The 12831-nt window shown below is 70.6% G+C and carries 11 protein-coding genes; 6 read left to right on the top strand and 5 right to left on the bottom strand.

The genetic code is table 11. The annotated features are described in order from the left end of the window. Positions 1 to 5 precede the first annotated feature (5 nt). From AC13HU_RS18210 to AC13HU_RS18190, 5 genes are all read right to left on the bottom strand, one after another. On the bottom strand, positions 6 to 1331 hold the full coding sequence (locus tag AC13HU_RS18210; RefSeq protein WP_483042942.1) for an ABC transporter substrate-binding protein: 1326 nt from the start codon (positions 1329 to 1331) through the stop codon (positions 6 to 8). Beyond that, complete coding sequence (locus tag AC13HU_RS18205) at positions 1331 to 2260, bottom strand: carbohydrate ABC transporter permease (RefSeq protein ID WP_483042941.1); 930 nt, start codon at positions 2258 to 2260, stop codon at positions 1331 to 1333. The genes AC13HU_RS18210 and AC13HU_RS18205 overlap by 1 nt, the downstream gene beginning before the upstream one ends. Further along, positions 2257 to 3132 (bottom strand): carbohydrate ABC transporter permease, encoded by an 876-nt coding sequence (locus tag AC13HU_RS18200; RefSeq protein WP_483042944.1) that lies wholly within the window; start codon positions 3130 to 3132, stop codon positions 2257 to 2259. The genes AC13HU_RS18205 and AC13HU_RS18200 overlap by 4 nt, the downstream gene beginning before the upstream one ends. Positions 3133 to 3218: 86 nt before the next feature. Then, positions 3219 to 4388: a LacI family DNA-binding transcriptional regulator gene (locus AC13HU_RS18195; protein WP_483042940.1), complete on the bottom strand. Its 1170-nt coding sequence runs from the start codon at positions 4386 to 4388 to the stop codon at positions 3219 to 3221. A 186-nt stretch (positions 4389 to 4574) separates the two neighbouring features. Next, positions 4575 to 5768, bottom strand: a complete 1194-nt coding sequence (locus tag AC13HU_RS18190) for an ArsR/SmtB family transcription factor (protein ID WP_483042939.1) — start codon at positions 5766 to 5768, stop codon at positions 4575 to 4577. Between the two features lie 60 nt (positions 5769 to 5828). Here AC13HU_RS18190 and AC13HU_RS18185 point away from each other — a divergent pair, with 60 nt between their 5' ends. The 6 genes from AC13HU_RS18185 (at position 5829) to AC13HU_RS18160 (ending at position 12831) form a co-directional block, all read left to right on the top strand. Beyond that, a complete protein-coding gene (locus AC13HU_RS18185; RefSeq protein WP_483042938.1) occupies positions 5829 to 6992 on the top strand; it encodes an MFS transporter in 1164 nt (387 codons plus the stop codon). Positions 6993 to 7023: 31 nt separating this feature from the next. Then, positions 7024 to 8118, top strand: coding sequence for an RNA ligase family protein (locus AC13HU_RS18180; protein ID WP_483042937.1), 1095 nt, complete (start codon positions 7024 to 7026; stop codon positions 8116 to 8118). Positions 8119 to 8411: 293 nt separating this feature from the next. Beyond that, on the top strand, positions 8412 to 9419 hold the full coding sequence (locus AC13HU_RS18175) for a LacI family DNA-binding transcriptional regulator (protein WP_483042936.1): 1008 nt from the start codon (positions 8412 to 8414) through the stop codon (positions 9417 to 9419). Between the two features lie 242 nt (positions 9420 to 9661). Then, a complete protein-coding gene (locus AC13HU_RS18170) occupies positions 9662 to 11002 on the top strand; it encodes an ABC transporter substrate-binding protein (protein ID WP_483042935.1) in 1341 nt (446 codons plus the stop codon). A 6-nt stretch (positions 11003 to 11008) separates the two neighbouring features. Further along, positions 11009 to 11962, top strand: coding sequence for a carbohydrate ABC transporter permease (locus AC13HU_RS18165; RefSeq protein ID WP_483042934.1), 954 nt, complete (start codon positions 11009 to 11011; stop codon positions 11960 to 11962). A 62-nt stretch (positions 11963 to 12024) separates the two neighbouring features. After that, complete coding sequence (locus AC13HU_RS18160; protein WP_483042943.1) at positions 12025 to 12831, top strand: carbohydrate ABC transporter permease; 807 nt, start codon at positions 12025 to 12027, stop codon at positions 12829 to 12831.

The raw sequence follows: 12831 nt of genomic DNA, 5'->3' as shown, positions 1-12831 counted from the left end.
CCACCTCAGTCCCGGTACCGTTCGAAGACGCGGTTGCCGTCGCGGACGAGCTTTCCGCGCAGCGAGTCCAGGCTGATCGCGCCGGCGTAGTACTGCTGGAGCGCCGGCACGGCGATCTTGTCGGACCACTCGGGGTAGCCGCGCATGCCGAGCGCCGGCGACGCGGTCAGGTGCTCGGCCATCGCCATTCCGGTGTTCCACCCGAGCTTCGCGGTGGTCAGCGACGGGTCACGCAGCGCCGCGGAGCCGGTCGGCGGCATCCAGTCGCCCTGCGCGAGCCGCAGCAGGTGCGGGGTCTGCGTCATGAAGTCGATGAACTCCACGGCCGCCTGCTGGTGCTTGCAGGACTTCGCCACCGACAGGGTCTGCGGGCTGACGCCCTGGGAGCGCCCTCCGTCGGGCGCCTTGCCGCCGACCGGCAGCGGCAGGACGACCCAGTCGAAGTGCTTGGGCGCCTGCTGCTGGATCTGCTGCCGGTAGGAGAAGTTCAGCGGCAGCATGGCGTACCGTCCGGCGAAGAACCCGGGCAGTACGTCGCCGCCGCCGAGCGCCAGCGCGCTGGAGGGCGCGGACCTGTCGGTCTTCACCTGCCGGCGGACCAGCTCGGCGAAGGCCGAGTCGGCGCTGCCGAACCGCACCTCGGTACGGCCGCTGCCCTGGTCCTTGTAGAGGACCCGACCGCCGTTGGTCAGCGCCAGGTTGAGCGTCACGCTCACCGGCGAACTCATCGGCCAGGCCGTGCCGTACCGCTCGGCCGAGCCGCCGCCGTGGTGGGACAGCTCCCGGCAGATGTCCTCGAACTCCTGCCAGGTCCACGGGTGCGCGACGTCCGGCAGCCGGACGCCCGCCTTCACCAGCAGGGTGCGGTTGGCGATGAGTACCCGCGGCTCCTGTAGGAACGGCACCCCGTACACCGCGCCGTTGAACCGCGCGGTGTCCCAAGTGCCCTGCGGGATACGGCTCTTCAGGCCCGCGGGCAGCAGGCCGGTCAGGTCGGCGAGGTAGCCGCCGGAGCCGAAGTCGGTCAGGTCGATGCCCTCGTCGTGGATGATGTCCGGCGCCGCGCCCCCCTCGAAGGAGGTCAGCAACTGGTCGTGGACGTCGTCCCAACTGCCCTGCACATAGCGGACCTGCACCTCGGGGTGCTGCTCGTTCCACTGCGCGACCAGTGCCTTGTTCGCCTTGACCGAATCCGTCTGCCAGGCCAGCGACAGGAAGTCCAGCCGCGGCACGCCCGAGCCGCCGGAGGAGCCGCAGGCCGTCAGCAGCGATCCGGAGCCCGCCACCGCGGCGGTCGCGGCGGCGCCGGTCAGGAAGGTACGGCGGCGCATCAGCCCTTCACCGCCCCGGTCATCATGCCGCCGACCAGGCGCTTTTGCAGCAGCGCGAAGAACAGCAGGCTGGGCAGCGTGGCAAGCACCGACGCGGCGGCGAGCGGGCCGAGGTCCGCGGCGCCCTCGGCGCCCAGGAAGTGGGTCAGGATCACGGACATCGTCTGCTTCTCCGGGGACTTGAGCAGGACCAGGCCAAAGAAGAACTCGTTCCACGCGGTGACGAAGGAGAACATCAGCGTGGCCACCAGGCCCGGGGCCAGCAGCGGCAGCACCACGCTGCGCAGCGCACGGGCCCGGCTGCACCCGTCGATCGCGGCGGCCTCCTCCAGCGAGACCGGCACCGCCTTGATATAGCCCTGGAGCATCCACAGCGCGAACGGCAGCGTCCACACCACGTAGACCAGGCCGAGGCCGAGCCGGGAGTCGACCAGGTGCAGGTTCTTCAGCACCATGAACAGCGGGATGATGATCAGCACCAGCGGGAACATCTGGCTGACCAGGATCCAGCCGGTGCCGGCCCGGCTGACCATCGAGCGGAACCGCACCATCACATAGGCCGCGGGCACCGCGATGGTCACCGACACGATCGCGGAGATCCCGGCCACCATCAGGCTGTTGAGCGCGGAGTGCAGCAGCGGCTGCTCGTCGAAGGCGGACCGGAAGTTGTCCAGCGTGGGGTGCTTCGGCAGCCACGTCGGGTGGATCGAGCCCAGTTCCTGCGGCGACTTGAAGGCGGTCGAGACCAGCCACAGCAGCGGGAAGGCGAGGAACACCACGTAGCACAGCAGCGCGAGGTACTGCCCGGCGCGGCCCACCCGGCGGCGGGCCCTGCGCCGCCCGGCACCCGTGGAAGCACCGGGCGCGGGCGCGGGGGTTGCGGGGGGAGCGGGTACGGCGGCCGCGCCGGCCGCGTCGGTCGCGCTCATGACTCGTCCTCCTTCAGGCGGTTGCGCAGGAACACGGCCAGCAGTACGGCGATCACCGCGACCATCACCAGGCCCATGGCGGCCGCGTAGCCGAACTGGCCGTAGCGGAACGCCTCGTCGTAGGCGAAGAGCATCGGCAGCTCGGTCTTGCCACCGGGCCCGCCGCTGGTCAGCACGTAGACCAGACCGAAGGAGTTGAAGTTCCAGATGAAGTTCAGCGCGGTGATGGAGAGCACCACCGGCTTGAGGGTCGGCCAGGTCACCGTGGTGAACCGGCGCCACAGCCCGGCGCCGTCCAGGCTCGCGGCCTCGTGCAGCTCCAGCGGTACGTTCTGCAGGCCGGCCAGCAGCACCACGGTGGTCTGCGGCATGCCCGCCCACACGCCCACCACGATCACCGCGGGCAGCGCCAGCGACAGGCTGGACAGCCAGTCCGTGGTGCCGTCGGTCAGATGCAGGTGGTGCAGCGTGTTGTTGAGGATGCCGGCGTCCGGGTTGTAGACCAGCCGCCACATGATGCCGACCACGACCTCCGGCATCGCCCACGGCACCAGCGCCAGGGTGCGGGCCAGCCAGCGCAGCCGCAGGTTCTGGTTGAGCAGCAGCGCCAGGCCCAGCGACATCAGGAACTGCAGCACGGTGACGCACACCGCCCACAGCAGGCCGATCCGGAACGACTGCCAGAAGAGCGAATCGAGCCGCAGGTCCTTGAAGTTGGCGATGTCGGTGAAGGACGTGGAGTTGGTGACGCCGGACTGGGCGTCGGTGAAGGCGAGCGAGATCCCGTACAACAGCGGGCCCACGCTCAGCACCAGCACCGGGATCAGCACGGGCAGCAGCAGGAACCAGGCGTCCTTGTCCAGGCCGAGCATCCGGCGTCGCGCGGCGGTGGAACGCGGCGGGGGAGTGCCGGCCCCCCGTCCGGCGCCGCGCCGCGGCCGCAGGGCCGCTCCGGCGCTCACGACGCGCTCACCGGGGTGCCGGCGGACGCGATGCCCGTGCCCGGGTTCGTGGCCGTGCCAGGGCTCGCGGCCGGGCTCGTGCCCGGGTCCCGGTCCTGGTCCCGGTCCGTGCCGACGTCGGAATCGGGGTCGGAACCGTCGTCGCGTCCGGGCCGGACGTGCGCGGTGGAGCCGCGTACGACCAGCCGGGGCGCGACGGTCTCGCACCGCACCTCGTGATCCCCGCCGTCCAGCCGGGCCAGCAGCATCTCGGCGGCTATCCGGCCACGTTCGGCCGAGCCGAGGTCCACGCTGGTCAGCGCGGGGTGGCCGGCGCGGGCCAGTTCGCTGTTGTCCATACCGGCCACGGCCAGTTGCTCGGGTATCCGCAGGCCCCGGTCGAGGGCGGCGTGCACCGCGCCCAGCGCGAGCTGGTCGTTGGCGCAGAAGACGCTGTCGATAGCGGGATCGGCGTCCAGCAGCCGGTGCATCGCCGCCGCACCGGCCGCGATACCGAACTCGGTGGTGACGGTGAGCGCCGGGTCGTGGTCCAGCCCGGCCTCCTCCAGCGCGGTGCGGTAGCCGAGGCTGCGGTTGCGGCCGGGCACGGTGTCCGCGGGGCCGTTGATGAACGCGGTCCGCCGACGTCCGCTCGCCAGCAGGTGGCGCATCGCGAGCACGGCGCCGGACACCGAGTCGGCCCGCACGCTGTCCACCGGCGCCTGGTCGGGCAGCGACCCGATCACGACCACCGGCCGCGCCGCCCCGCCCAGCACCTTCAGATGCTCGTCGGTGACCCGGATCGGAACCAGGATCAGGCCGTCGCTGGTGCGGTCGGCCAGGCTGCGCACCACGTCCAGCTCGTCCTCGGCCACGGCGTCGGTGGAGTGCAGCAGCAGCCGGTAGCCCAGCGGCTTCGCGGTCGCCTGTATCTGGCGGACCATCGAGACGTACACCGGGTTGCCGACGTCGGGCATCGCGAAGGTGAGTTGCCGGGTGCGGCCGCCCTTCAGCGACCTGGCCACGCCGTTGGGCACGTAGCCCAGTTCCGCGGCGGCCTGTTCGACCCGCCGGACCGTGTTGGGGCGGGCGCCGTGCCCGTTCAGCACCCTCGACACCGACGCGATCGAGACCCCCGCCTTGGCGGCGATGGTCTCGACGGTCGGCGGTCCGGCCGAAGTCGTCATGGATCGTCCTTTCGCTGAAGCCGAAGCTGAACCGCAACCGGACTGTAAACGTTTACAGTTCGCTCCTGGCAAGCTGCTTCCGAGGAAGTGGTTTCCGTCATGTTGCGCGGGTGTTTCGCTGATCGTCAAGGGCTGTGGCCTGAATCACACTCTTGAGGGAGGTGGGCTCACACGCTCGACCGACCGTCACCTGCGCTGCGCGCGTACCAGCGTCTCGCCCGCCGGGGTGCGGTAGTACAGCACCGAACGCCCGGCGCGGCGCCGCTCGACCAGTCGTGCGGCGAGCAGGATCTTCAGGTGGCGGCCCACCGAACCGAGGCCCTGACCGGTGAGCGCGACGAGTTGGGTGGTGCTCTTCGGGTCGTCCAGGAGGGTCAGTACGGTCGCCCGCACCGGCCCGAGCAGCGCGGCGAGCGCTTCGGGCGCGGGGCGCGCGGCCGGGTCGAGCAGGGCGCCGGAGCAGGCGTAGACGACGGCGTAGTGACCGTACGCGGTGTCCGGCGGGGGCGGGGGAGCGGCCGGATACGGCGGAGGCTCCGGGGCCGGGTCCGGTGGTGGCTGTGGCTTCGGGTCCGGGTCGGGCCCCGGCTTCGGCCCCGGCCTCGTGGGAGCGGGCGAGCCCGATGCCGTTGCCGGGTCCACCACCCGCTCCAACCCCCTATCCTGCTCCGGCTGTTGCCAGCAGACCCAGCCCCGGGCCGGGGTAACCGGCACGAACGTCAGCCGCGCGCCGGACAGTTCGCGCGGCGGCCGGTCATACGCGTTGATCTGCAACCGGGTCCCGCCGAGCCAGTGCATTCCGGGGCGCATGTCGGACACGGCCGCGGCCCAGCCGCCGCGGCTCAACTGCCGGGTGCGGGCGACCATGTCGGCCTCGATCACCCGGCGCCTGCGCGGCCAGTCCGGCCGTACCGTCTGCCGCCAGACCCACTCCAGCAGGTCGGCGGTGCGCTCGGCCAGGTCGGTGCGGCCGGCCAGCGGGCCCGGCAGCGGACCGGCCGCCGACACCGCGAGGTCCGCGCGCACGGTCGCGGCCGGCGCCTCGCGCACCCGAGCCAGCTCGCGCCGGAGGAGAGCGTCGCCGCTGCCCTCGCCGTGGTCCGCGTCCGCGTCGGTGCCGGTCCCGCCGCCCGGGGGAGGTGCCAGGTAGTCGGCGATCCAGTGGTCGCCGAGCATGGTGCGCACCAGCAGCGACGTGACTGGGTCGTCGGCCAACCGCGCCCGGTAGGAGGGAAGTTGGGCGTCGAGCCAGCCCCGCTCGGCCGGGTGCCCGGCGCTCGCGGCGGCCAGCGAGAGCAGGCAGGCAGTGGTCTCGGCGAGCGGCGACACCACGAAGCGGCTGCCCGCGAGGGTGTCCGCGCTCACTTCCCACCAGCCCATGGTTTCTCCTCCGTGCGAAACATTAACTCCGTGCACGCCCCCTCCCCGACGCTCCAGGACATGCGCACCTATCGACAGCTCTTCGCCACTCCGGAGTTCGGTCCGCTCTTCGCGACCTGCTCGGTGCAGATCGCCGCCCAGACGGTCAGCGGGCTGGCGCTGAGCGTCCTGATCTACCGCAGTACCGGCAGCCCGCTGCTGGCCGCGCTCGCGATGTTCGGTCCCTGCCTGGCCCAGGTGGCCGGCGCCACCACGCTGCTGTCGGCGGCCGACCGGCTGCCGCCGCGTACCGCGCTGGCCGGGCTCGCCCTGGTCTTCGCGGTCGCCACCGCAGCCCAGGCGGTGCCCGGCCTGCCGGTATGGGCGGCCTTCGCGATCCTGCTCGCCGAAGGGCTGGTCGGCTCGCTCGGCGGCGGAGTCCGCTACGGGCTGCTCAACGAGATCCTGCCCCGCGAGGGTTACCTGCTGGGCCGCTCCGTGCTCAACATGTCCGTCGGCGCCATGCAGATCGGCGGGTTCGCCGTCGGCGGCGCCCTGATCGCCACCCTCTCGGCGCGCGGCGCCCTCCTGCTGTCCGCCGCCCTTTACCTGGCCGCCTCCGTCGTCGCCCGCTGCGGTCTCGGTCCCCGCCCGCCGCGCGCCTCCGACCGCGCCTCCCTCGGCCGCACCATGCGCACCAACGCCCTGCTGCTGTCCGCCCGTCCCCGCCGCGCGGTCTACCTCGCGCTGTGGGTGCCCAACGGACTGATCGTCGGCTGCGAGTCCCTGTACGTCCCCTATGCGCCCGGCCACGCCGGACTGCTCTTCGCCTGCGCGGCCCTGGGGATGCTGGCCGGGGACACCCTCACCGGCCGCTTCGTCCCCCGCCGGGTCCGGGCCCGGCTCGGTTCACCGCTGCGGCTGCTGCTCGCGGCGCCCTACCTCGTCTTCGCCGTGCACCCCGTGCTTCCGCTCGCGCTCACCGCCGTCGTCCTCGCCTCCGTCGGCTACTCCGCCGGACTGCTGCTCCAGGAACGCCTGATGGAGCTCACGCCCGAGGAACTGAGCGGCCACGCGCTGGGGTTGCACTCCGCCGGGATGCTCAGCATGCAGGGGATCGGCGCCGCCCTCGCTGGCGCCGTCGCCCAGTGCTGGTCGCCGGCCGCCGCGATGTCGCTGATGGCCGCCGCGTCCGTCGCCGTCACCCTCTCCCTGGCGCCCGCCCTGCGCCTCCCGACACGATGAATTTTGGTTGTCCCGGCCTCGCCGGAGAGCGATGATCCTCCTCATGTTCGACTCTGCGTCTGCGTCTGCGGGTTCGGCACTGCGGCCGTACCCCAAGATCTCTGCGAGGGGCGGGCTCGGCGTGTCCGGGGTCCGGGAGTGGGTTGCCGTGGAAAAGGTGCACGGAGCGCACTTTGCCGTGGTGTGTGACGGCGCGGGGGTTCATCCGGCGAAGCGGCGTGAGTTGCTGGGTGACGAGGCGCTGGACGGCTTCTTCGGCGTGAGCAGAATCTGGCCGGTGCTGTCGGTGGCGGCGGCCCGCTTCGCCTCCGCACTGCGCAGTGCGTGGGGTGACGCCGAAGTAGTGACGATCTACGGTGAGTTGGCCGGTGGAAGCTACCCGCACCCGGATGTTCCCGTCATTGCCGGGGCCGAGCCGGTACAGACGGGCGTGTGGTACTCGCCGGGCCTGCGCTGGCTGCCGTTCGACGCATCGGTCGAGACGGCCGAGGGACGCTGCTGGATCTCCGACCGTGCTCTGCGCGGAGCCGCGGCCGCCGCAGGGCTCATCTGTCCTCCCGCTCTCGGGCACGGCGCGCTGAACAAGCTCCAGGAGTTGCCGTGCGCCTTTCCCACAAGAGTCCCAGCCCTCTTCGAACTGCCCGAACTGGCGGACAATGTCGCCGAAGGCTACGTCCTCAGACCCGCCGGCGAATGGCGGGAGGTGGATTCCGCCGGCACCGGCATGCGTCCGGTGGTCAAGGTGAAACAGAAATCCTTCGCGGAGGACGAGCGGTTCGACGGCGCACGTCCCTATCTGCCACCACCGCAGGGAGCGGCCGGAGTCCCCGCCTGGCTCCTGGCCCGGGCCTCGGAACTTCTCACCCCCGCTCGTGCGGCCGCAGTGGTCAGCAAGCTGGGCCCCCGCACTCCGGTGGATATCGTGGCGGAGGAGATCACCCGGGATGTCTCGGAAGAGCTTGCCGAAGCGCTGGGTGGCTTGGAAGACGCCCTCCTACGCCCTCTGGAACGGGCGCTTCTGCCGGGGGCGCGCTCCCTGGCGGCGTTCGACGCCAAGGACCGTCATTCCTCCCGGACCGGCAGCCGCGATCCCTTCCGGCCGCATCTCGGCCGAACCCCTGGCTGACCTCGACGATCGGCAGCAGTGCCGCCGACGGTGGGAAGTCGAGTTCTCGCGGAGTCGGGCCTGACGGAGCCGGCACATCAGTGAGGCGGTCGAGCAGTTGATCGAGGGCGTCCTGGCCGTCGTCGGCGGCGACGCGTTCTTCGTCGCCGAGCGGCATGGCCGCCGGCCGGCAGGCCGACCCGCGCGCGGGGCGCGGCGGGGGAGCCGCTGCCCGCCGAACGCGGGGCCGGTCCGCGCGTGGGGCATACTCGGGCTTTGCGGGCGTGTCGGCCCGCGAGCAGCGGAGGTGCGCGATGGTGTCGTCGTCGGGGCAGGAGCCGGCGCGGAGGGTCACGATCCACGACGTGGCCCGGTCGGCCGGGGTCTCCCGGCAGACTGTGTCGCGGGCGTTGAACGGCAAGGACGAGATCGAGCGCTCCACCAAGCAGCGGGTGCTCGACGCCGCCCGCGAGCTCGGCTACCGGCCGAGCCGGTTCGCCCGGGGCCTGGTGCGGCAGGACACCACCACGATCGGGCTGGTCATCCCGGACCTGCGTAACCCGTTCTTCACCGAGGTCGCCGCGTCCGCGCTGGAGGCCGCGCGGGCCTGCGGCTGGCACGTGATCGTATACGACACCGCGGACCGCCGCGAGGAGGAGATCGGCACCCTCCAGGTGATCGGCTCGCAGGTGGACGGGGTCGTCGGCTACTTCAGCTGCACCGAGGACGAGCTCGACCGGTACACCCGCGGTATCCCCACGGTGCTCATCGACCGCGACCGCCCGACGGAGCGGTTCAGCTCCATCCGGATCGACGGCGAGGAGGGCGTGCACGCCGCGATCGCGTACCTGGTCGCACAGGGCCACACCCGGATCGGCATGCTCGACCACATCGGCCGCGCCGAACCGAGTCTGCGCCGTGCCTGGTTCACCACCGCCGCGCTGGCACACGGCATCGACCCGGGCCGGGTGGCAGGCGCCGCCCAGTCGGCCGACGGTGGCGGGGCGGGCCTGCGGGCACTGCTCTCCGCCGATCCGGAGGTCACCGCGGTCTTCACGTTCAACGACATCGTCGCCGTCGGGGCGCTGCGCGAGGCGCGCCGGCTCGGCCGCGACGTACCCGGCGAGCTGGCGGTGATCGGCTTCGACGGGCTGCAGTTCGGCGCGCTGATGGAGCCCCCGCTGTCCAGCGTGGCGCTCGACACGCGCCGGCTGGGGGCGCTCGCCGTCGAGCAGGTCAGACGGCGGCTGACCGGCGCCGATCCGCTGCCGCCCGAGGACCTGGTGGTCCGGGCCGAGTTGCGGCTGAGCGGCTCCGCGTAACCTGAGTGACTGGGGATTGACCCGTATGTCTTGACATTCGACATGAACGCAGCGCAGACTGCCGGAAATTGACCAGTCCCGTGAACGTTCCCGGGAACGTTCACGGAACGGCCCGTCCGAGCGATCGGCGAAGCCGCCGCCCCGGCCCCGCCGACCCGAGCATTCCAACCAGAAGGCAGCCTGCCTTGAGGTGTCAACGTCGACCTGTCCAGCACTGGAGCTGGACACCCTGGAAGGAAACCATGAGAAACACCGCCTCGCGCGTCCGTCTTGCCGCCGCCGTCACCGCGGTCGCAAGCATCGCCGCGCTCGCCGGCTGCTCGTCGTCCGGCCATTCGGGCGGCTCGTCGGCCGCCGCTGCCTGCGCGCCCGCGAAGGGCAAGGTCACCCTCCAGTACTGGAACACCGTTCCTGGCATGGACAAGGTCGTCGCTCTGTGGAACAAGCAGAACCCGGACATCCAGGTCCAGACGAAGGACATCTCCAACGACCAGTACGGCACGATCAGCAACTCCCTGAAGGCGGGCAACGCACCCGACCTCGCTCAGGTCGGCTATGACGAGTTGCCGAACCTGCGCACCCAGAACGCCTTCGTCGACGCCTCCAAGTGCGCCACCGCCGCCGCCGACAAGTCGAAGTTCGTGCCGTGGACCTGGTCGCAGACCAGCTTCGGGAACACCGGCGTCTTCGCCCTCCCGCAGGACACCGGCCCGATGGCGCTGTACGTGCGCAGCGACCTGTTCACCAAGTACCACCTGCCCGTCCCCACCACCTGGGACGAGTACGCCGCCGACGCGCAGAAGCTGCACGCCGCCGACAAGAACCTCAGCATGACGTTCTTCGACCCGAACAACGCCGAGTGGTTCAACGGCCTGCTGTGGCAGAACAGCGCCAAGATGTACTCCTACAGCGACAACAAGTGGCAGGTCAGCGTCGAGTCCGCGCAGAGCAAGCAGGTCGCCGACTACTGGCAGAAGCTGATCGACGCCAAGGAGGTCCGCACCGACCTCGCCAACGGCTCGACCCAGATGTACGCGGCCTACCAGAAGGACCAGATCGCCAGCTACGTCGGCGCCGCCTGGGGCTACAGCATGTTCCGCGACAACCTGCCCAAGCAGGCCGGCAAGTGGTCGATCGTCCCGATGCCGAAGTGGGGCGCGAACGCCTCGTCCGGCGACTGGGGCGGCTCCACCGTCGCGTTCATGAAGGGCACCACGCACCTGTACGAGTCGGTGAAGTTCAACACCTGGCTCAACACCGACCCGCAGGCGCTGGCGCTGGAGAACAAGCTCGGCGGCCTCTACCCGGCGGCCACCGCCGGCCTGAAGATGCCGTCCCTGTCCGAGGGCGTGCCGTACTACAACAACGAGAAGATCTTCGACGTCTTCGCCGAATCGTCCAAGAACATCGACACCGACTTCACGTGGGGCCCGACGCAGAAGACCGTGAACCTGAGCCTGCAGGACGCGATGGCCAAGGCCGCGGCCGGCAAGGGCACCCTCAGCGGTGCGCTGACCACCGCCCAGGCCAAGGCCCTGACGTCGATGAAGGACCTGGCGATCCCGGCCGAGTCGGGTAAGTGACCCAGCATGGCTGACACCGAAACCCGCGCACCGCGCGCGGTCGCGGCGCCAGAGGCCCCCCGCCGCCGCCGTCGCCCCGGCGGCGGCCCGCGGGCGGGCACCATCGCCGCGTTCCTGACGCCGTTCTTCCTCCCGTTCGTGCTCTTCTACCTGGTGCCGGTGGGCTACGCCCTGTGGCAGAGCTTCCGGGTGGTGCGCCGGACCGGCGGCCAGTACGGCACGTCGTACACGACCTTCGGCGGCTTCCACCAGTACGCGCAGGTGCTGCACAACACCGAGTTCTGGTCCAGCATCGGGCGCATCGGGCTCTTCGGCATCGTGCAGGTGCCGGTCATGCTGTTCATCGCGCTGGTCATGGCGCTGCTGCTGGACACCCCGCTGCTGAAGGTCAAGGCGTTCTTCCGGATCTCGGCGTTCATGCCCTACGCCGTGCCCGGCGTCATCGCCGCGATCATGTGGTCCTACCTGTACTCGCCGCAGCTCAGCCCGGTGGTCGACCTGCTCGGCCACCTCGGGTTGCACCCGGACTTCCTCGGGCCGAGCGCGGTGCTGTGGTCCGCGGCGAACGTCTCCACCTGGCTGTGGACCGGCTACAACATGCTGATCATGTTCTCGGCGCTCCAGGCCATCCCGCAGGAGACGTACGAGGCCGCGAAACTCGACGGCGCGAACAACTGGACCATCGCCTGGCGCATCAAGGTCCCGATCATCGCGCCCTCGATCGTGCTGACCACGGTGTTCTCGATCATCGGCACGCTCCAGCTCTACGCCGAGCCGGCCGTGCTGCGGCAGATCTCCTCGAACATCTCCAGCACGTTCACCCCGAACATGCTCGCCTACGCGGTGGCCTCCGGGAACAACTACCAGCAGGCAGCGGCGATCTCCGTGGTCATCGCCGTCATCACCTTCGTCTTGAGCTTCGGGTTCATGCGACTGACCTCGAAGAAGGCAGGACTGTGAGCAACCTCCACCAGGGCCGCCGGTCCGTCTCCCGGGAGAGCCTCGTCAGCCGCACCGTGGTCATGGCGCTGATGCTCATGCTGACGATCTACTTCCTGCTGCCGATCTACTTCCTGATCGTCGCCGCCACCAAGCCCCAGGGCGACCTCGCCTCCACCAACGGCCTGGCGTTCTCGCACTTCAACCTCTTCAGCAACCTGCACACGCTGTTCACCCGCAGCGACGGTGTCTTCCTGCAGTGGGCGCTCAACAGCGTGATCTACGCCGTGCTCGGCGCGGGCGTGGGCACCCTGATCTCCGCGCTGTGCGGCTACGCGCTCGCGAAGTTCCAGTTCCGCGGCCGGGAGTTCCTCTTCTCCGTCGTGCTCGGCGGGGTCCTGGTGCCCACCACCGCGCTCGCCCTGCCGCTGTTCCTGCTGTTCTCCTCGACCGGGCTGGTCAACACCTACTGGGCGGTGTTCCTGCCGAGCATCGTCAGCCCCTTCGGCGTCTACCTGGCCCGGATCTTCGCCTCCGCGGCGGTGCCGGAGGAACTGCTGGAGTCGGCCCGGCTGGACGGCGCGGGCGAGTTCCGCACCTTCTTCTCGGTGGCCTCCCGGCTGATGGCGCCCTCGCTGGTGACGATCTTCCTCTTCCAGTTCGTCGCCATCTGGAACAACTTCTTCCTGCCGATGGTGATGCTCCAGAAGGAGTCGCTCTTCCCGGTCACGCTCGGCCTGTACGAGTGGAACGGGCAGACCGCCCGGGCGCCCCTGCTCCAGGAGTCGGTCATCACCGGCGCGCTGGTGTCGATCGTGCCCGTGATCATCGTCTTCATCCTGCTCCAGCGGTTCTGGCGCACCGGGCTCGCCGCCGGATCGCTGAAATGA

The organism is Streptomyces sp. NH27 (genome assembly GCF_056859195.1).
The sequence above is the reverse complement of the archived record's forward strand: the minus strand, read 5'-3'. Positions and strand labels throughout refer to the sequence as shown.